Source organism: Thalassospira povalilytica (assembly GCF_002844235.1).
GTDB classification, from domain to species: domain Bacteria; phylum Pseudomonadota; class Alphaproteobacteria; order Rhodospirillales; family Thalassospiraceae; genus Thalassospira; species Thalassospira povalilytica.
Genome location: NZ_PGTS01000005.1, coordinates 249,800 through 269,016, shown reverse-complemented (window position 1 = coordinate 269,016; position 19,217 = coordinate 249,800). Strand labels below are relative to the sequence as shown.

Below are 19,217 nucleotides of genomic sequence, written 5' to 3'. Positions count from 1 at the left end.
CGCAAAACACATGATAAGTGTGTTTTGCGCCTTTCGATTTTTTGGCGAACAGTTTTGTCGGGTTGCGTTGCCCTTTGTCATCACTAGATGCTAAGAACGCGCCCGCATGATACCGATGGTATCGATTTGATATGCCCGATCCATGGCAACCAGGGAATTAAGACTTTGAAATCCGTTCTTGTACCGATCAATCCTGAAGGCTGGAAATTCGTTGCGATTTTCGCGGCAATTACTGTGGGCTTGTTCCTGATTGCGGAACCATTGGGCTGGATCGGCGTGATCCTGACGCTGTGGTGTGCCTATTTCTTCCGTGATCCGGACCGCATCACCCCGACCGATGAAAATCTGGTGATTTCGCCGGCCGACGGGCGTGTCTGCATGATTTCGCAGGCGCCGCTGCCCAAGGAACTGGAACTTGACGACAAGACCCCGCGCACCCGCGTTTCGATCTTCATGAACGTTTTCAATGTCCATGTGAACCGTTGCCCGGTGAATGGCGAAGTCGTTGGCGAGGCCTATGTTCCGGGCAAATTCGTCAATGCCGAACTCGACAAGGCATCGGAAAACAACGAACGCCAGATCCTGCTTGTCCGTGACAAGGAAGGCCGCGAATTCGGTGTTGTCCAGATCGCCGGTCTGGTCGCGCGTCGTATTCTGTGTGATGTCGGTACCGGATCCCAGCTTAAGGCTGGTGAGCGTTTCGGCCTGATCCGCTTTGGCTCGCGCGTTGATGTCTATCTGCCCGAAGGTGTGTCGCCGAACGTGATTGTCGGTCAGACCACGATTGCCGGTGAAACTGTTCTTGCCGATGTTTCGGTCAAGGGCAAGGAAGCCGCCGTCGGGGAGATCCGCTAATGGCTGGCGGCATCGAACCGACCCGTCGTCCGCGTCGTTTCAAGGCGATGTCGCTTACGCGGCTGGTGCCCAATGTGGCGACGATCATGGGTATGTGTGCCGGTTTGACCTCGATCCGCTTTGCGATGCAGGATCGGTGGGAAGCCGCGGTTGCCGCCATTCTGATTGCCGGGATCATTGACGGCCTTGATGGCCGTCTGGCCCGGATGCTTAACGCGTCAAGCCGCTTTGGCGGCGAACTCGACAGTCTGTCGGATTTTGTCTGCTTTGGCGTCGCACCGGCGATGATGCTGTATTTCTGGTCGCTTCATGAATTCGGTGGCATCGGCTGGGCTTTGTCGCTGCTGTTTGCGGTTTGCATGATGCTGCGTCTGGCACGGTTTAACACCCAGATGCTGGGTGAACCGGAATTGCCGACCTGGGCTTATCGCTTCTTTACCGGGGTTCCGGCCCCGGCGGCAGCCGCCCTTGCCATGTGGCCGATTGTCCTGACTTTCCAGTTTGGCGAAGGCATCTTTGACAGCCCCTATATCGTTGCACCTTATGGTGTTCTGATTGCCGGTCTGATGGTGTCGCGCCTGCCGACCTTCAGCTTCAAGAAGGTCAAGGTCCCGCGCGCATGGGTATTGCCGTTGATGCTGGCCTTCGGGGCGTCGGTGGCGTTTCTGGTGTCCTCGCCGTGGCTGACGCTTTCGGCGATTGCCGCGATCTATTTCATCACCTTCCCGCTATCCTATCGTTCCTATCGCCGCATGGGTGTCGAACATCAGCAGGAACAGGATACCCCGGACGAAGAAGATGATGATGGCGAACCCGATGATGATCCCGACGAGGGGCTTAATCGCGTCCATCAGAACTGATCCGAATTGATCCGCAAAAAGCCGACAGTCTTGTCGGCTTTTTTTGTTTGTGACGGCTGGGAAGGTTGTGCTGGCTGTGAGGGAAGGCGGAAACGTATCGGGACGCAAAGGCGTCATCCGGCTTACTGATCAATCACCTGTGACAGGCTTGATCCGGGTGCACGTTGATAGTTGCGCAGTTTCTGCTGATAGCGGATCTGGTCCTGTTCGGACAGGGACGAGGCATAAAACCGGGTCCAGGGCATGTCGGGATTGTCTTTGACCAGGGTATTGATCGCGGCAACAATCGCATCGCCGACCACGGTTTTGCTGCATGCAATCGATGCCGGCATCAGATAGTCATTGCCCGCGATATGCCAGCTTGAAAAGATTTCACCGGGCAGTTTGGTGCGGCGGTAATATTCTGCTTCGGCGGGCAGATACAGCGTCCAGTCCAGCCGGCCAAGCGCAATAAGCTGCAAGAAATTGGCGTCATTGCCAATAAAGCTTAGGCCCGGATTGTTGATGTTTCGCCGCAGGATTGCGTCAATCGTCGCCCCGTAGGAACGCTGGGAGCGCAAGGCACCATTAAGCTTGCCAAACGTGATCATGCGTTCAAGATCGATTTCCCCATCCGGATTGAGAAACGGCTTGATCTGTTCTTCGCGGTGCGGGCTTGTGATCAGGCTGACCGGAAGGTGTGGGAGCACCGCTTCGCTGAAATGCAGGAACTTTTTGCGTTCTTCGGTCGGGTTCATGCCGATATTGCAATAGGTGCCCGGCCCGGTAATGGTTTTGACCAGCCGGGGCAGGGGAATGATTTCCTTTTGATGCTGATAGTCGGGAAGGCGGGCGGCAAACCAGTCCAGAATGTCCACCCCGTAACCGACAATCGCCCCGTCCTTTTCGAGCATCGCGGGCGGCAGGGGTGTCAGCGCCCAGGTGACGGGTTGTTTGGTCTGGGCATGGGCGGTCATTCCCGCCCCGACCAAGGTCAGGCAGATTGCCAAAAACAGCACAGCAAAACTGGATCGCGCAACCCGGCGCACATGACGGTTCCCGATGGGGCGCATTATCATTTCTCCCCGTTCAAGCAGGAAATTCAACTGCTTACTTATAAGGGAATTCGGGGCGCTAAATGCAAATATTTATTGGTGAAATTCTATTTTTCCGGCCGGTGATGATATTGCAGCCGGGCTTCGAACTGGTTGGGATTGATGAATTGGTCGCGCGCGGCCTTGAACCAGTCGCGGTCCTGCGGGCTTAGCCATTCGGCATAGAAATCGGTCCAGGGCATGGACGGGTGATCATCGATAATCCTGTTGATTTCGGCAATGGCTTTGCGTCCGGCCGGGGTGTTGGCACAGCCGATGGTCGCTTCGAGCAAGGTGGTGCTGCCGGCAATCGGAAGCGCCTTGATTTTTAGCTCCGGGGTCTGGTCGCGGCGGTAAAATTCGGCCTCTGACGGGAAATACAGCGTCCAGTCAATGCGATGAAGTTCAAGCATGCGCAGGAATTTGGTGTCATCGGCGACCTGCATGACATGGACATCATTGCGATGGGCCATCAATTGTTTGTCGACCTGGGTGCCATAGGCCCGGCCGATGCGGATCGCCGTCGTAAGATGCTGATCCGAGACAAGACGCGACAGTTCGACATGGCCGGCATCATCAAGATAGGGCGCAAACAGGTCCTGGTCTTCGACCCGGATGACAACCGAAATCGGCAGATGCAAAAGGATCGTCTTGGCAAAGGTAATATATTCGCGGCGTTCCGGTGTGGGGATCAGGGTCGCCGAACAGCGCAATTCGCCATCGCCGCTTTTCATTTCGGCCAACAACCGGGCAAGCGGTACTTGCAGGATTTCGTGATGATAGTGCGGAAGACGCTGGGCAAACCAGTTCTGGGTATCGGCGGCGTATCCGGTCAGTTCGTCCTGATCTGTGATAAAGGCCGGGGCAAAGGGCGGCACAGCCCATGTGAATGTCGGACTGTTTTGCGCCCGAACATCACCGGATGCCAGCAATATGCACAGCCATGCTCCAGCCAGCAGGCACAAGCTGGTCGGGCCGAGTTTACCCCTCGCCATTGCAATCCCCTGTTCCCGATTACGAATTCTTTTTTGTATTTTGTTTAACGATACACGCAACTTCCTTAGCAAAGTGTGTATTAGCTTTGCCCGGCATTGCATTGCAATAACGGCCTGTCTACGCCTTTTGTCGAAGGCAGAACGCTGATTGCGCATGTGAATTCGTTTATACGTATATTTAGATATATTGTCTTGAAGGCAAATGGTTAGGGTCCCTGTTTTCTTGGCCGGAAAATAAATCACCAAAATAAATTACCAAAATAAATCACCGGCCCCCGGGGAAGGGGGCCGGTGTAACCGCGCGGCGGGGTCGGGGGAAAAAGTCGCGCGGCTATGGTGATCAGGCCGTCGGGCCGGACTGATTTTTGGGACCACGACCAAGCCAGGTCGCACTGACCGATTTCACCCACGGGCCAAGATGGCGGAACTTGCCACCAAGCTTGTGACGCATCATCAATGCGCAGGGCGTAAAGATCAGGGTCAGGGCCGTGGCAAAGGCCAGACCGAATGCGATCGAGGTCGAAAGCTGTACCCACCACTGGGTTGACGGTGCGCCGATTGAAACATCCCGGGCGGCAAAGTCGATATTGATCTGAAGCACCATCGGCACCAGACCAAGAATGGTGGTCACCGTGGTCAGCATCACCGGGCGCAAACGCTGTGCACCGGTTTGCAGAATGGCGGCCTCGATGCTTCCGGCGGTGTGTTTAAGCCGGTCAAAGGTATCGATCAGAACAATATTGTTGTTCACAACAATCCCGGCCAGTGCGACGACGCCAATACCGTTCATCACGATCGAGAAGGCCTGCCCGGTGATCATAAGCCCCAGGAACACACCCGCCGTCGACATGATGATCGCGATCATGATCAGAAGCGAGCTCGAGATGCTGTTGAACTGCGTTACCAGAATGATGAACATGATGAACAGCGCGACCGTAAAGGCATTCATCAGGAAGTCCGCAGACTTTTTCTGTTCTTCGTCCTGTCCCTTGAATTCGACTGAAATTCGCGGATCGATATCAAGCGTCTTCATCCATTCCTTGACCTCGCCCAGTTTGGTATCAACCAGCACCCCGTCCTGAACGTCGGCCTTGACCGTCAATGCACGACGGCTGTCCACACGGGTCAGGGTCCCGGTTTTGGGTTTGGGAGTACGTGTGATGAAGTTCGACAGCGGCACCAAACCCTTGTCGGTCACGATCTGAAGGTTTTCAAGTTCATCAAGCGACCGGTACTGTGCGGGATAGCGCCCGACAATATCGATTTCCTCGGTTGAATCATCCGGACGATAGGTCGAGAAATTGATGCCGTTGGTCACCAGTTTGACGACATTGCCGATCTGGTTGATATCGGCCCCGAATTTAAGCGCCTGGGCACGGTCAACCGTATATTCCCAGTCAATGCCCGGGGGCGATTTGCCGTCTTCGAAGTTATACATGCCGCCCATTTCCTGCAAACCGTTGACCAGCATGGTCGCGGTTTCATCCAGAAGTTCGGGATAGAAGGAACGCAGCTGTATCTGGATGTCCTTGCCCTGGGGCGGACCTGCTTCCTGGGCGCGGACTTCGACATGGATCCCGGCAAGATCGGCCGTTTCGGCCAGAATGCGTTTTTCGATCTCGGTTGCCTTGGGGCGGTTCTGCCAGTCGGCATATTCAAGCTGCACGACACCGATCACATCTTCGGAGGCCTCATTACCACCGGCATTCTTGCCCGACCGGGCATAGACCGTATCAAACCAGTGTTCGCCTTCGTGACGGGCATCAAGGTCAAGAATGCGGTCTTCGACTTCCTTGAGCAACGCATCCTGTTCATAATAGGACAGGTTGCCGCGCGCACGGACCTGGACAACGGCGACTTCCGGTTCAACCGCCGGGAAGAATTCCACACCCTTGCCCAGCACGCCAAACGCACCCCAGACCACAATCAGAATGACAAAGGCCGCAGGCACCACCAGCCAATAGAAGCGAAGTGACGTCCTGAGCATCCGGACATAAAGCCCGGTGCCGCCCTTGACCTTGTGAATGTCATCGGCATGGTCGGCAGCAATGGCTTCTAGGCTTTCATTGCTTTCACTGCCCGGTTTGCCAAACCATGCTCCGACCGTCGGGACAAAGATCAGCGCCATGACAAGCGATGCCGACAGGGTAAACAGAACCGTAATCGGCAGGAATTTCATGAATTCGCCGACGATGTCGGGCCAGAATGCCAGGGGCAGGAAGGCCGCAAGCGTGGTGGCGGTCGATGCAATGATCGGCAATGCCATGCGTTTTGCCGCAAGCGGATAGGCTTCCTTGCGATGCAGGCCGTCAATCATTTTACGATCGGCATATTCGGTGACAACAATGGCGCCATCCACCAGCATCCCTACCGCAAGGATCAGACTGAACAGAACGACGATATTGACCGTCATGCCCAGCGCCCAAAGGATCAGGATCGCCGTCAGGAATGACCCCGGAATGGCCAGCCCGACCAGAAGTCCCGACCGCCAGCCCAGCGACCAGATCACCACCACCATCACCAGCAGGATCGCCAGGATCACACTGTTCTGAAGATCGGTCAGCATGGTGCGGATGTCGGATGACTTGTCCTGTGAATAGCTGACCGTCAGGTTGGGCGGAAAGGCTTGCTGTGCCTCGGCCGTGGTGGCCTTGATCGCATCGATGACCTCGATGATGTTTTCACCGACACGTTTGGAAACCTCGATCGCGATTGCCGGTTCGCCATTCAGGCGGGCAAAGCTTTCGGCATCCTTGAAGGTTCGGCGCACATCGCCGATATCCCGGAACCGGATGACGGAATCCCCGTCAACAATCAGCGGCATGTCAAGAATGTCGGACACGCTTTCAAACAGGCCGGGCACCTTGATGTTGAACCGTCCGGTGCCGGTATCGACCGCACCGGCGGCGACAAGCGCGTTGGAATTGCGCACCAGCGATACGATATCGATGCCGTTCAGGCGATAGGCCTCGACCTTCATCGGGTCGATGACAAATTCGACAAGTTCTTCGCGGTCCCCGGCAAGATTGGCTTCGAGAACCGCCGGGATGCCTTCGATTGAATCCTTAAGGTCGCGGGCCATGCGCAGAAGCGCACGTTCGGGCACATCCCCCGAAAGGGTCACGACCAGAACCGGGAACAGCGACAGGTTCACTTCGTGAACTTCGGGATCGTCGGTATCTTCGGGCAGTTCGGATTTGGCGATATCGACCCGTTCGCGGACATCTGCCAATGCCTCGTCGATTTCAACATCGGAATAGAATTCAAGCGTCACCGATGCCCCGTCCTGATAGGACTGGGAGCTCATTTCCTTGACACCTTCGATCGAACGCAATTCCTGCTCCATCGGGCGCAGCAACAGCCGTTCGGCATCTTCGGGCGAAACACCGTCATGATGCATGGTGACATAAAGAACCGGGATCTGGACGTCCGGATCGGCTTCTTTCGGGATGGTGTTATAGCCAACCCAGCCCGCCGCCAGCAGCAGGATCAGAACAAGGATAACGGTTCGCGACCTGTTTAACGCGTGATCAATCAGGGACATTTTCTATCTCCTCATGCACGCGCTTATTGCGCGGTCCGTTCCGAAAGTGTCGTGGCGGTATCGGCATTGCCGGTCGCGGATGCCGCCGCCGGTGCCGGTGCAATCGGAAGACCGTTTTCATCGGTTTCCAGATGCACAACATCGACAATCGCACCTTCCTTGACCCAGTCATGGCCAACCACGATCAGCTCGAACTCCTGGGGCAGGCCGCCGATCCAGACGCGGTCACGCGATCCGCCCTGCAATTCTGCGGGCAGGAAAACGACCTTGTTGCCGTCGGTCACGGCCCGCACACCAAGTTCACCGGCATCATTAAGGGTCAGAACCGATGGCAAAACCTGATGGGCGCGCTTGGTGCCGACCGGGATTTGCAGCTCGGCCGTCATGCCGTCAGGGATATGCTGATCGCGATTGTCGATTTCGACTTCGACCCGGAATGTGCGGGTATTGTTGTCAGAAACCCGCGCGGTATAGCGCACAATGCCATCATGACGGGTGCCGTCATAAAGCGTCACACTGGCAAGCTGGCCCAGTTCGATGGCACCGATCGAATGTTCGGGAACCTGTGCAACCACCAGCATCGGGTCCGTCTGGATCAGGGTCGCAACCGCATCGCCAATCGACAAAAGATCGCCGACCTCGGCCGGGCGCGTTTCGACGATACCGTCAAACGGCGCGCGGATTTCAGTATTGTTCAGCTCGGTCCGTGCAATGGTCAGATCGGCCTTGGCTTCTTCAAGCAATGCCAAAGTCTGGGCAACACCGGTTTTGGAGCGATAGTTCTTTTCGGCCAGACTTTTGGCCGCCGAGTGTTCAAGTTCGCGCTGGGCGACAAGGGCGCGCGCCTTTTCGACCCGTGCCAGCCGGTCATCAACGGCAAGTTTGGCAATCAGGTCGCCCTTTTTGACAGCCTGGCCTTTGGTGGCGCCGATTTCGATTACGCGGGCTTCGGTTTCTGCGCGGATATCAACGGAAATGACCGCTTCGGTCCGCCCGGAAATGCGCAGATAATCGACATGATCGACCGCCTTGCTGGTAATGGTGCGGACAGAGGCGCGCGGTTTGGCGGTTTCCTCGGTCGCGTGTTGTTCGGACGGGTTTGCGGCCTCTGCGGAATCTTCACCGAGATAGGCGCTGCCGATCCAAATAACGGTCCCCAAGACCAGTAAAATTGCGATCAGGCGTGAAGCGTTCATGTTCTTGTTCCCTCAAATATTCCGGTGACGGAATGCGTCCTTGGCACTTGGCAGGCACGTCTTTTTGCGTCAATTCGCAGCAGGTCGGGCTGTTTTCCGATCAGATATGGCGATCAGGGTTTCCGCGCCTTGAAGTTTCGCAATTCATCAAGCAGGCCCTGTTTGTTTTCCCGGATGAATTTCAACGTCGCGTCGCACATCGCCTGTCCCAGTCCGGCAACAAAACAGCATCCCGGTTTGGGATTGCCATTTTCATCACGGCCATAAGTTGACGGGCTTCCTTGCTTGTCTTCGTTATCCGGATCGATCTGGTGGCTCATCAATTCATGACGGGCGGCAAATTCATCAATCAGGGCTTCGGTCAATTCGATCGGCATTTCTTCGGCAAAGGTCAGCATGAACAGAATGTCCGAACGATAACGATCCTCGGCCGGGCGCGTTTGCAGCAGGGTACGCAGGAATGTCCGTCGGCCTTCCTGGGTCAGTTGATAGACCTTCTTGTCCGGGCGGTTTTCCTGTTCATGTTCGACAAACGTAACCAGGCCATCCTGCGTCAGTTTGGTCAGGGCCGGATAGATCGAGCCAAGGGATGCGATTTGAAAATGGCTGAAAGTGCCATCCTCGAACATCTTGCGAATTTCATATCCCGTTGCCTCGCCACCCATCAGGGCGCCCAGACAGAGTGTGCGTACGTCCATCTTCTGTTCTGTGTCCTTGTTTCTTCCCCCGGACTGATCACGACATGGCGGGGGAAGGTGCCAAAATCGTTATATCAGTCCGATATATGTCGGACTATCATATATCAGTTCGATACAGTCAATCGAATATGATAGAAATTTTTATGACACGGACTCTACCTGGACGATTGGTGCGGGCGATCTGTTACATAACAGGATCGCGCATCAACCGGCCGCATCGGGTTGGTGTCTGTTCGGGAATGTGACGCAAAGCGGTGTGCGATGCGTCCGTCTGTGCATAGTCGGACGCCTTTTGTGTCCGATTGTGTCTATTGAAACGATATAGTCGGTTTGTGCGGTAAGCTTGCACCAAACCCGGATAACAGCAGACCGCAGCAAAGATCAGGAGCACACCGGAATGACCGGTTGGACGGAATATATAAGTATCACCGTGGCCGTCGTTGGATTGATACAGGCAGTTTTCCTGTGTCTTATTCTGCGTTCGGAAGGTGCGCGTGCCTTCGGGGCGAACCGCTGGATGATGATTTTCATCTTTGCGATTGCCTGCAACCTGATCGAAGACGTTATCGAACATTTTGTCTCTCCCGATGTCGATCGGGCGCTTGAACTGTTTTTCGGTCCGATCAATTTTGTCATCGCCCCGGCGATCTATCTTTATTTCCGCGAAATTTCGGGCAAGCCATCGCGGCGGCCATGGATCCATGCGATTTTGCCGATGGTGGTGTTCAACCTGATTGCCTGGATCATCACCCATGATGGCGGGCGGACCATTGCCCTTGATGGTGGCTATACGGTGCGGCAACTGATTGCCGTGTTCTGCTGGACGGCGATTTTTGTCCAGATATCACTTTATATTGCGCTGCTGTGGCGTGTCGCATGCCGCTATTTCCAGCAAACCCAGGAACAGCTCGGGGCTGACCGTGATCTGATGCGGCGCTGGATCGGGGTTATTCTTGGCGGTTTGACGCTTGTTTTTGTCACGGTCGCGATTGGCAAGATTGTGGGTCTTTATCTGCCGCGCAGTACCGAAATGTTCGGCACTGAAATGGCCTTTGTCGCGGTTCTGTTTGCCATGACATATGAAATTGCCACAAGGCCGGCCCTGTTTGTGATGGCCGACTGGCCATCCGATACCGATATCGATGATGCCGATGACGGGCCTGTCATCATCCGTCAGGACCGCTTCTTGCGATCCGGCCATCCCGATCCGGTTCCGGCATCGACACAGGTATCGCCATCGGCACCTGCATCGGAACAGGGGCAGACCGCCCGAAAAACCGATGGCCCGGTCACCAACCCGGTCACAAGCCCGGTCACCAGTCCGGTGCGTCCGCTTCTTGACGAGGAGGGGCTGGCACGCGCCATTGCCCAGTTAACGGACATTCAAAATCGCGGTGACATATTGCTTGATCCGCTGGTTTCCCTGCCAAAGCTTGCGCGTGCGGTCGGGGTGACCCCAAATCAGCTGTCCTATGTTCTGAACCATCATATCGGGCAAAGCTTCTTTGATTTCGTCAATGCGGCGCGCATCGCCGAAGCGCGGTCTGTTTTGTTGCTCGAACCGGATCGCACCATTCTTGATATCGCGCTGAGTGTCGGGTTCAATTCGAAATCGACCTTCAATCTGGCCTTCAAGAAAATCACCGGCGAAACGCCAAGTGCATTTCGCGAAGCCGGGCGCGACAATGCTGTTGCGTCTCCCGCGGATCAGCCCCTCGATCAACCGGCTGATCAGCCAGCCGCGACCAAGATTGCCGCGTCACTGGCCCAAAAGGCGGCCGTGCTTGCCAATCCCGGTTCCGGCCCCAATCCTGGCAACGGGGGCACAGCACAAGGTGCAGTTGGCAAATCATGAGCAACGGGGTGCTGGATTATCTTGATGTGACAATTGCCGTGGTCGGGCTGTTGCAGGGCGGGTTTTTGTGCCTTTTGCTCAGATCCGAAGGCGTGCGCGCACTTGCCGCCAACCGGTGGATGATGCTGTTTCTGTGTTGCCTGATGCTCAATCTTCTGGCCGATGTTGGCGACACATTCGGATCCGATCAGGTGCAGGACCTGATTGTTCTGTTTTTCTTTCCATCCAATTTCGTGATTGGTCCGGCGATCTATCTTTATTTCCGGGAACTGTCCGGAACGCCGGATCGTCGTGCGTGGGTGCATTTTGTTCCGGCCGCGGTGATTTTCAATCTGCTGGCCTGGCTGTTCACCATTGATGGTTTCGGGGCGGTTCCGGCGACAAACGAACAGTCGGTGATTGTTGAAACGGTCAAGGCGGTGTGCTGGTTGGCGATTTTTGTGCAGGCGGCGTTTTATATCCATCGCCTGTGGCGGTTGTCAGAAACCTATTTCCGTCAGACCCAGCAACAGCTTGGCGCAGACCGCCGGGCCATGCGGCGCTGGATTGCCGTCATTCTGGGCGGTGTTTGCCTGATTTTCGTGACCGTCCTGTTGAGCCGCATCATCGCGTTTTACATTCCTGAACCCATGGCAATGACCGGGACCGGCCTTGCCTTTGTGCTGGTTCTGTTTGCCATGACCTATGTGATTGCCACCAGACCGGCGCTGTTTGTCATGGCCGACTGGCCCGATGGTGACGCAGGCAAAACCGCATCTGCACGCGCAACCACACCAGCAATCCCCGCAACCACCGGCCGGGCACAAGCCGCATCGCCAAACCCGGTTAATAATCAGGGCGATGACGCCGGGGATGAGGTGCGTGACAGCCCGGATGCTGGCCTGCATGGTGGCCTGAATGGTGGCCTGAATGGTGGCCTGACTGGTGGACCGGAACGTGCGACGGCATCTGACGTCCGGCCGACACCTTTGGACGCCGCACGGTCGCTGCTTGATGATGACGGGGTGGAACGCGCACTTGCCAAGCTGGCCGATATCCGGGCACGGCGGGAATTGTTGCTTGATCCGCTGGTATCCTTGCCAAAGCTTGCCCGTGCGGTCGGGGTGTCACCCAATCAGCTTTCCTATGTTCTGAACCGGCATCTGGGGCAGAATTTCTTTGATTTCGTCAATCAGACCCGGATCGAAGAAGCCCGTGCAGTGCTTGTGCTGGAACCGGAAAGAACGATCCTTGATATCGCGCTGAGCGTCGGGTTCAATTCCAAATCGACCTTTAATCTGGCATTCCGGAAATTTACCGGCGAAACGCCAAGTGCGGTGCGCGATGCCGCTTTGAACAACACCGCCGGATAACGCTGTCCGCCCCAAAAAAGGCGGCGGTGATGTTGGCGGGGAAATCCGCAGTCAACGCCATTGCCTGCGACCGAACCGGCATCCGAACGACCGGATACGCAGCACCGGACGCCAGATGGACCGGGCAGGGGATAGGGATTCTGTGTCACAAATTTACAGGAGCCCGCAAATGTCCCCGGCATCATTTTACCCGCCGTCATTTTCCCCGGTCACAACCGACGCATGCGCACAAGCCTTGTCGTGCCAAACGCCATTGCCGTTACCACCCATTGCCCGCTGCGATGCCCATCACCGCGAAATGACAAACCGATCCGCCGGGGACGCCGATTTGCAACGTCTTCAGCGCCGGCGCAAAAAAGTGATCCGGGTCGGGATTGGCGGGCTTTTGCTGCTTGTGTTGCTGAGCCGGTCTGTCCTTCCGGTGGACAGTCCCGCCCATGACGGGGTCGAGGCCATCGGCCTTGCGGCCATTGCGATCTGTATTTTCGGGCGGGGGTGGTGTTCGCTTTATATTGGTGGACGCAAAAAGAACGAGCTGGTGACAACCGGCCCTTATTCGATATGTCGCAATCCGCTGTATCTTTTCAGCATCATCGGCGCGTTTGGCATTGGTGCTCAGACCGGAAGCCTTGTGATCGCGGTGCTGTTTGCGATTTTGTGCTGGCTGGTATTTCGGGCGGTTGTCCTGCGCGAAGAAGCCCATCTTGCCGCCCGGTTCGGGGTTGCATTCACGCGCTATAAAAACCTTGTGCCGCGGTTTCGCCCGACCTGGCATCGCTGGCGTGACGAGGCCGATCTGGTGTGTCGGCCATCGCTTTTTCTAACGACCACGCGCGATGCGCTTTGGTTCTTGATGGCAATACCGGTGTTTGAAGGGATCAAGGTTTTGCAGGATCACGGCTGGATCGTGCCGGTCATTCATGTGCCCTAGGGGGAGGGCGGTTTTGGACCGGTAAAGTCCGAAAACTCGGAAAAAGGCCAGAAATGACTGTGAAAAATCAGCCGGGATGCGCCGGGACGCGATGGCGCAGTTTTCAATGATGATGGCGATGGCGCGATAGGCTGTATCGTGCGGGCGTGTTACGCCGCGTCATTTTCGGGCAATCCGCCAAATGATTTGATCATCTTGTTGCGTTCATCTTCGCGCAGCGGATCGGAATCAAGGGCCAGGGCCGCCTCAAGGTCACGCGGATTGACCGTCAGGACCTTTTCGCCCTGATCCTGCTTTCCGGTGCGCCTGGTGTCGCCATCCGACCAAAGATGCAGGTGGCATTCCAGTTTGATATAGCTGCGCGTTGCGGCCTCTGTATCAAGCTTTTCAAGTGTATCGACGTCATATTCACCCGCCGGCAGCAATCCGTCATGGCAGGACAGATGGAACGGATGAAAGAACGTCACCGTACGATGGGTTGTGCGGGTAATGCTCATGATCATGGCTCCTTCGAGCATCCGGAAGATGACCGCGTGCGGGGCTGATCTGGTTTTTATTGTGAATGCGCCCCCTTGCGGGCGATCAGGGTCCGGCAATGAAACCGGGTGCTGTGACCGTCCGGCTGCTCAAACCGTCGGGCTGATGATAAAGCACCTGCAAGACCCGCGCACCGTTCCGGCACAACCGGGCTTGCATATTATATATGGTATGGTGATTGCCAAAACGCAAACCAGCACTTTGGTGTTGCCAAGCCCAAGCCCAAGCCCAAGCCCAAGCCCAAGCCCACGCCCAAGCCCACGCCTACGCCCCAAGCACGATGCCCCATGCGCGATGCTGATGCCTCCGCCATCGTTTGCTGAGATCCAGCAAGTGTCCCGTGTGCTGTGTGCTGTATGCCGTGTCTGTGTATCCGGTGCCGAGTGCCGAGTGCCGAGTGACAAGTGATAAGTGACAAGTGACAAGTGACAGATGCCGGGCTTGGTGTACCGCGTTCGTTGCGCCGTTTCCAGGCACAGCACGGTGGTCACAAGTTGCCGGCTTATACCCCGCGCAGATTGCCCCAGACATGGACGTGCCATTGCGGCAAGACACGCACATCAAACCACTGGCGTTTGGCGATTTCATCGACCAGCCAGCGATAGCGGGCGGTCAGGTCCTCGATATCAACGCCGTCTTTGCCATCCGGGTGCGGTTCGGCGGGGGTTGTGTTGACCGGCTGCACACAGACCGGAATACCAATGTGAAGGTTCCTCACATAATCGGCAAACATCAGGTCGGCCTCGTCACGGACCGGGAATTTCAACGTAATTGCAGGACCATCGAGCATCCCGCGTGACTGCGCGGCTTCAATGCAGGCGGTCAGGGCATCGGCATCAAAACTGGTTGAGGCGCTGGGCGGTTTCGGGCTGATTGTCAGGTAGTTAAGGTCGGCAAACCAGTCCTTGGCGATGCTGCCCTGGGTTTCGATGGCAAAGGTGAAACCTTCCTGCTTGCCCATGGCAATCAGTGCGCCCAATGGCTGGATCGCCGGGTTGCCGCCCGACAGGGTGATCAGGATCGGCTTGCCACCTGAAAGCTTTTTGACGTCCTCAAGAACCTCGGCCGCAGTCATCGGTTTCCAGTCAGCCCGAAAGGCCGGATCAACCGCATAAAGCGTATCGCACCAGGAACAGCGAAAATCACAGCCACCGGTGCGCACAAATACGGTCGGCACCCCGATCAGCGCGCCTTCGCCCTGAACGGTCGGGCCGAAAATCTCGGATATGCGGATTTTACCGCGATGCTCGGCCGGGTCCGACATGGCTGCCAGAGTGCGATCAATCACCGTCATGGACGATATTCCGCCCAGGTTTTCGGTGTTTCGGAAACGCGCACTGCGCTGACTTCGGGCCAGCGATCATGGGCCCATTCATAAAAGAACAGGGCAAGCTTTTCGGCGGTCGGGTGATCATGGCCCAGAACTTCGTTCAGGTGACGATGATCAAATTCATCATCAATCAGACGTTTAAGCGGCCCGAGTTCACGGTAATCGCGCACAAAACCACGTGCGTCAAGGTTTGCGCCTTTAAGTTCGACCTCGACGATATAGTTATGGCCATGCAGGCGCGAACAGGGGTGATCTGCTTCCAGTCCGGCCAACTGGTGGCTGGCGGAAAAGGCGAATTGTTTGGTGATGGTGAACATCAATCTGTCTTTCATGGCGCTACAGGCCGGGTGCGAGCCGGATGGAAATCCATCGGCGCAAGCCCGGTCAAATCACGGTATTTCAGGAATTATTCGGCGGCGTTATTGGATGCAGATGCCGTTTCATGTGCGGCAAGCTGACGCGCACGGTGATCGGCGCGGGCCTGTTTCCAGTATTCGCGATCGACATAAACGGTCGGGTCCTTGACCCCGGCCAGTTCAAGGGCCTCGCGCCGTTCGACACAGGTGCCGCAACGACCGCAATGGGTTTCCCCGCCCTTGTAGCATGACCAGGTCAGATCGACCGGCACGCCAAGCCGACCGGCTTCAAGCGCGATGTCGGCCTTCGAGACATTGACAAACGGGGTATAAAGGGTGACGTCGCGAACCCCTTCAAGGGCGTGGTCCTGCATGGCCTGGAACGATTTGATGAAATCGGGACGGCAATCGGGATAGATGAAATGATCCCCGCCATGAACGGCCGCGGCAACCGCATCGGCCCCGGCACTGGCCGCCGCCCCAAAGGCCACCGCCAGCATGATGGCATTGCGGTTGGGCACGACGGTGACGCGCATGGTTTCTTCGGCGTAATGGCCATCGGGCACATCGATATCATCACTGGTCAGTGACGATCCGGTCAAAAGCGCACCAACCGGTGTCAGATCAACAATGTGATGTTTGACGCCAAGATCGCGTGCAGTGCGCGCGGCAAAATCGAGTTCCTTTTTATGGCGCTGGCCATAATCGAACGAAATCAGGGAATGCAAATTGTGCTCGGCTGCAACCTTATAGGCCAGCGTGACGGAATCCAGTCCGCCAGAGCAGACGACAATCGTCTTCATAATCATATGTCTTTCGTGTTTTTAACCTGGTGCTACGACAGGGAAGCAATCATCGCTTCAGGGCGGGCATGTGCCATGATGGCCGCCAAAAGGCAAGCAAAAATCACCGCATGCAACCATGCGTTTGGCGCAGGAATGCTGCGATTTTGGCCTTGTCATGTGATGGGAGGCGGGTGTCTGTCAGGCCCGCTTGCCACTAAGCACATGAAAACAAATCGGAACCTGAAAATGGCCGTCTTCGATATAGGGTGAAAGTGTTTCAAACATCGCCGCATCAATCGCGCCGCGATCCATATCCGATGCATCGCGCAGAACATTGCCAAACAGCATGTCCATTTGCGGTTTCCAGAACGCGACCTTTTCGGGGATGCGTCCGGCCGGGCTGTGGGTGGTGGCAGTAATGCCGGTAAAGCCCGCCGTTTCCATCCGGTCCATGGATTGATCGATATTGCCAAACGAAAACGGATCAAGTCCGGCCTGATCAAAGCCGATGCCCAGTATATTGCCCAGAACCGCATCCATCGCGGCAAAAAGCGGGTTATCAACCATCGGTGCCCAAACCATGTAAACCGCGCGCCCGCCGGGCCGCAAAACCCGGTGGCTTTCCCGTAATGCCCGATCCGGATCATTGCAAAACATCACGCCAAACCGACATGACACGACATCAAAGCTGTGATCGGAAAATGGCAGATTTTCCATATCGGCCGGGATTACGGAAATATTGGCGATGCCTTCTTCTTCAGCCCGCGCGGCCAGCCCGTCACACATTTCAGGCACGATATCGGATGCGGTTACATGCCCTGATGGGTGGGGCGTGTTAGCGCTAACATCATTGCTGTTCGCCGGTCCTGCGTCATTAGCAGCCCCGCCACCCGTCGCCGTTTCGCCGGTCGGTGCCGCGAGTGCACGGGCAAAGGAAAAGGCCGGTTCCCCAACCCCGGATGCCAGATCAAGCACATCAAGCGGCGCATCACCGCGCAACCGCGCCAGGGTCTCGAGATCCGCGGCCTCGATCATATGGCGGTTGATTTTCTCGGCTGCCGGGGCAAGCCGGTCGGCCCAGTTGATCCAGTCAGAAGAAAGGTGCTGCCAGGTGTTCGGGGAATTGTTGGTCATGTCGATCCGGTCTTTTTCTGATTGTGGTTTTGACAATAGGATCAAATCCTGCCGGACGCAAAGCCCGCAACGGGATTTTTGTGCCCTCACAAGCATTTCGCCTGTCCGTCGATAAAAGGTTCGCAGCGATGGCAGGTAACAGATGGGTCAGGCACAAGAGGATGGTTTCAATATCTGGAGAATGGCCGGATCGATCATTCTGATCGCGCTGACCAGCGCCTTTTATTTCGGCTTTGTGATTACGCTTTTTGCCGGGTTTACCGCCGATATTCAGCGCGATGCACTGCGCCGGGAATTGGGGGCATCGTCCCCGGGGACGCTGGAACGGCTGGTGCTTCAGGCCTATCACGAGGCCGTCGCCCTTGAGGAACAGGCAAGATTGCGTGCCAGCATCCGCGAACTTGACGCCCGCGCCCTTCAGGACACACGCAACGGCCTGATCATGCAAAAGGACGCGGTACTGGCCTGGTGGGAAGCCTTTGACGGCTATTCCCGACTGGCCGCGACCGTGACAAAACACCGGGCATCCTTTGATGGCGACTTTACCGCAGTCTTTTCCGATGTCATGAATTCCGCCTATCAGCTGGTGTCGGACCAGAAAACGGCCGTCACCATGGACGGGGCGCCCACACCGCAAAACAGGGCCAATAGCAGCGGCATTACCGGGAATGCCGGCAATCCTTTTGCTGCTGGTGGTGCTTCTGATGCGGGTGGCGTTGGTGGTGCTGGCATTGGTGGCGCTGGCGTTAGTGATGCTGATAGTGCGGGCAGTAGCGATCAATCCGGCGGCGATGTGGCACCACCGGATTTTCTGGTCGATGAAATCACAACCGACACAACGCGCCAGGCCGAGGCCGCCGAAGTCATGGCCAGTTTGCATGTGCTGCTTGATAAGCCGAAATTTACCAAGGATGCCTCACCAGCCCTTGTCGAACAGGTCAATCTGCAAGTCGATGCCATTCGTGCCGCGATGATCCGTTATGACGAGAAAAATGCCCGCGCACAGGTCGAATGGGCAAATATTCATTCCGAAAACCGGCATGCGGCACTTTTGCGCAAAAGTCTGGAAAACGAACTTGAAGAAACACAGGCGCAATTCATCCATCAAGGCGATGATCTGCGTCTTGAAATGCAGTCGCTTGTCGCGCTGTTTCAACATCCGGTCGGGCGTATCCTGTCCTATCTGATCCAGCTTCCGACCATCATGCTGACCTTGCTGGTCACCGTGGCCGCAGGCGGGCTTGGTGCTGTGGTGGCCTTTACCCGGCAGAATTTCGGCCGCCCGATCACGCCATACCCCGCCGGTCCCGGTGCGGGGCAGGATGAAAGTATCGGTGATGCCAATGCCCGTAATCCCGATGCCCTACATGCCAATACGGGCCGAACGGATGTGCAAAGACAGGGCTGGACACATCTGGGGGAACGGGTGTTGCCCGCCGCCCGATTGTTTGTCATGACCGGAGAAGGTATAGCCGCCGCCATGGCCATTTTCCTGTGTGCGGAGGCCGGGATGCTGATGGTCAGTCAGGGCGGACCGGACGGCACCGGACAGATTGATATCAGCCCGTTTCTGGTGACCTTCATGGCGTTTGTTTCGGGCTTTATGGCCGAGGATGCCTTTGCGCGCATCCAGTTTGCCGGCAAAAAGATCTTTCGCATGCCCGGTGACGAAGGCGATCACGATCCCAAAAAGCCCGATGCGCCAACGCCATAAGC

At 56.5% G+C, this 19,217-nt stretch carries 16 protein-coding genes; 6 read left to right on the top strand and 10 right to left on the bottom strand.

Features of this window, described 5'->3' with window-relative positions; genetic code table 11:
• Window positions 1-156: 156 nt before the first annotated feature.
• Together CU041_RS14900 and pssA are read left to right on the top strand one after the other, a co-directional pair.
• Entirely contained in the window at window positions 157-855 is a 699-nt protein-coding gene (locus CU041_RS14900; protein ID WP_068517643.1) for a phosphatidylserine decarboxylase, read from the top strand.
• A complete protein-coding gene (gene pssA / locus CU041_RS14895; RefSeq protein ID WP_068517528.1) occupies window positions 855-1,715 on the top strand; it encodes a CDP-diacylglycerol--serine O-phosphatidyltransferase in 861 nt (286 codons plus the stop codon). The genes CU041_RS14900 and pssA overlap by 1 nt, the downstream gene beginning before the upstream one ends.
• Window positions 1,716-1,837: 122 nt before the next feature.
• Here the strand turns inward: pssA and CU041_RS14890 are convergent, their stop codons facing one another.
• The 5 genes from CU041_RS14890 to CU041_RS14870 form a co-directional block, all read right to left on the bottom strand.
• Window positions 1,838-2,767, bottom strand: a complete 930-nt coding sequence (locus tag CU041_RS14890) for a hypothetical protein (protein WP_101247513.1) — start codon at window positions 2,765-2,767, stop codon at window positions 1,838-1,840.
• An 89-nt stretch (window positions 2,768-2,856) separates the two neighbouring features.
• Window positions 2,857-3,783: a TIGR02285 family protein gene (locus CU041_RS14885; RefSeq protein WP_101247512.1), complete on the bottom strand. Its 927-nt coding sequence runs from the start codon at window positions 3,781-3,783 to the stop codon at window positions 2,857-2,859.
• A gap of 340 nt (window positions 3,784-4,123) precedes the next feature.
• On the bottom strand, window positions 4,124-7,327 hold the full coding sequence (locus tag CU041_RS14880) for an efflux RND transporter permease subunit (RefSeq protein WP_101247511.1): 3,204 nt from the start codon (window positions 7,325-7,327) through the stop codon (window positions 4,124-4,126).
• Window positions 7,328-7,350: 23 nt separating this feature from the next.
• Complete coding sequence (locus CU041_RS14875) at window positions 7,351-8,523, bottom strand: efflux RND transporter periplasmic adaptor subunit (RefSeq protein ID WP_101247510.1); 1,173 nt, start codon at window positions 8,521-8,523, stop codon at window positions 7,351-7,353.
• A 113-nt stretch (window positions 8,524-8,636) separates the two neighbouring features.
• Window positions 8,637-9,221, bottom strand: a complete 585-nt coding sequence (locus CU041_RS14870) for a PadR family transcriptional regulator (RefSeq protein WP_068517533.1) — start codon at window positions 9,219-9,221, stop codon at window positions 8,637-8,639.
• Window positions 9,222-9,618: 397 nt separating this feature from the next.
• Between CU041_RS14870 and CU041_RS14865 the strand changes: the two genes are divergently transcribed.
• The 3 genes from CU041_RS14865 to CU041_RS14855 all read left to right on the top strand — a co-directional run bounded on the left by CU041_RS14865 (window position 9,619) and on the right by CU041_RS14855 (window position 13,359).
• Window positions 9,619-11,076, top strand: a complete 1,458-nt coding sequence (locus CU041_RS14865; RefSeq protein WP_101247509.1) for a helix-turn-helix domain-containing protein — start codon at window positions 9,619-9,621, stop codon at window positions 11,074-11,076.
• Window positions 11,073-12,428, top strand: a complete 1,356-nt coding sequence (locus tag CU041_RS20950) for a helix-turn-helix domain-containing protein (RefSeq protein ID WP_233433125.1) — start codon at window positions 11,073-11,075, stop codon at window positions 12,426-12,428. The genes CU041_RS14865 and CU041_RS20950 overlap by 4 nt, the downstream gene beginning before the upstream one ends.
• Window positions 12,429-12,756: 328 nt before the next feature.
• Complete coding sequence (locus tag CU041_RS14855; RefSeq protein ID WP_233433124.1) at window positions 12,757-13,359, top strand: methyltransferase family protein; 603 nt, start codon at window positions 12,757-12,759, stop codon at window positions 13,357-13,359.
• Window positions 13,360-13,508: 149 nt separating this feature from the next.
• Here CU041_RS14855 and CU041_RS14850 read toward each other — a convergent pair whose 3' ends face one another.
• From CU041_RS14850 to CU041_RS14830, 5 genes are all read right to left on the bottom strand, one after another.
• Window positions 13,509-13,856 (bottom strand): hypothetical protein, encoded by a 348-nt coding sequence (locus CU041_RS14850; protein WP_068517535.1) that lies wholly within the window; start codon window positions 13,854-13,856, stop codon window positions 13,509-13,511.
• Between the two features lie 542 nt (window positions 13,857-14,398).
• Window positions 14,399-15,190 (bottom strand): 7-carboxy-7-deazaguanine synthase QueE, encoded by a 792-nt coding sequence (gene queE / locus CU041_RS14845; RefSeq protein ID WP_233433123.1) that lies wholly within the window; start codon window positions 15,188-15,190, stop codon window positions 14,399-14,401.
• The gene (gene queD / locus CU041_RS14840; protein WP_068517537.1) at window positions 15,187-15,543 is read right to left on the bottom strand and encodes a 6-carboxytetrahydropterin synthase QueD; all 357 of its coding nucleotides are present in this window, start codon (window positions 15,541-15,543) and stop codon (window positions 15,187-15,189) included. Before queD ends, queE begins: the two co-directional genes overlap by 4 nt.
• Window positions 15,544-15,632: 89 nt before the next feature.
• A complete protein-coding gene (gene queC, locus CU041_RS14835; RefSeq protein WP_068517649.1) occupies window positions 15,633-16,385 on the bottom strand; it encodes a 7-cyano-7-deazaguanine synthase QueC in 753 nt (250 codons plus the stop codon).
• Window positions 16,386-16,565: 180 nt separating this feature from the next.
• A complete protein-coding gene (locus CU041_RS14830; RefSeq protein ID WP_233433122.1) occupies window positions 16,566-17,537 on the bottom strand; it encodes a class I SAM-dependent methyltransferase in 972 nt (323 codons plus the stop codon).
• Window positions 17,538-17,643: 106 nt separating this feature from the next.
• Between CU041_RS14830 and CU041_RS14825 the strand changes: the two genes are divergently transcribed.
• Entirely contained in the window at window positions 17,644-19,215 is a 1,572-nt protein-coding gene (locus CU041_RS14825; RefSeq protein WP_170310254.1) for a hypothetical protein, read from the top strand.
• Window positions 19,216-19,217 lie beyond the last annotated feature (2 nt).

Excerpts from the sequence above, each read along its gene's own strand:
- CU041_RS14885 (WP_101247512.1), bottom strand. The coding sequence starts at position 3,783 with ATGGCGAGGGGTAAACTCGGCCCGACCAGCTTGTGCCTGCTGGCTGGA.
- CU041_RS14890 (WP_101247513.1), bottom strand. The coding sequence starts at position 2,767 with ATGCGCCCCATCGGGAACCGTCATGTGCGCCGGGTTGCGCGATCCAGT.
- queE (WP_233433123.1), bottom strand. The coding sequence starts at position 15,190 with ATGACGGTGATTGATCGCACTCTGGCAGCCATGTCGGACCCGGCCGAG.
- CU041_RS14880 (WP_101247511.1), bottom strand. The coding sequence starts at position 7,327 with ATGTCCCTGATTGATCACGCGTTAAACAGGTCGCGAACCGTTATCCTT.
- queC (WP_068517649.1), bottom strand. The coding sequence starts at position 16,385 with ATGAAGACGATTGTCGTCTGCTCTGGCGGACTGGATTCCGTCACGCTG.
- CU041_RS14825 (WP_170310254.1), top strand. The coding sequence starts at position 17,644 with ATGGGTCAGGCACAAGAGGATGGTTTCAATATCTGGAGAATGGCCGGA.
- CU041_RS14850 (WP_068517535.1), bottom strand. The coding sequence starts at position 13,856 with ATGAGCATTACCCGCACAACCCATCGTACGGTGACGTTCTTTCATCCG.
- queD (WP_068517537.1), bottom strand. The coding sequence starts at position 15,543 with ATGTTCACCATCACCAAACAATTCGCCTTTTCCGCCAGCCACCAGTTG.
- CU041_RS14865 (WP_101247509.1), top strand. The coding sequence starts at position 9,619 with ATGACCGGTTGGACGGAATATATAAGTATCACCGTGGCCGTCGTTGGA.
- pssA (WP_068517528.1), top strand. The coding sequence starts at position 855 with ATGGCTGGCGGCATCGAACCGACCCGTCGTCCGCGTCGTTTCAAGGCG.
- CU041_RS14875 (WP_101247510.1), bottom strand. The coding sequence starts at position 8,523 with ATGAACGCTTCACGCCTGATCGCAATTTTACTGGTCTTGGGGACCGTT.
- CU041_RS14870 (WP_068517533.1), bottom strand. The coding sequence starts at position 9,221 with ATGGACGTACGCACACTCTGTCTGGGCGCCCTGATGGGTGGCGAGGCA.
- CU041_RS20950 (WP_233433125.1), top strand. The coding sequence starts at position 11,073 with ATGAGCAACGGGGTGCTGGATTATCTTGATGTGACAATTGCCGTGGTC.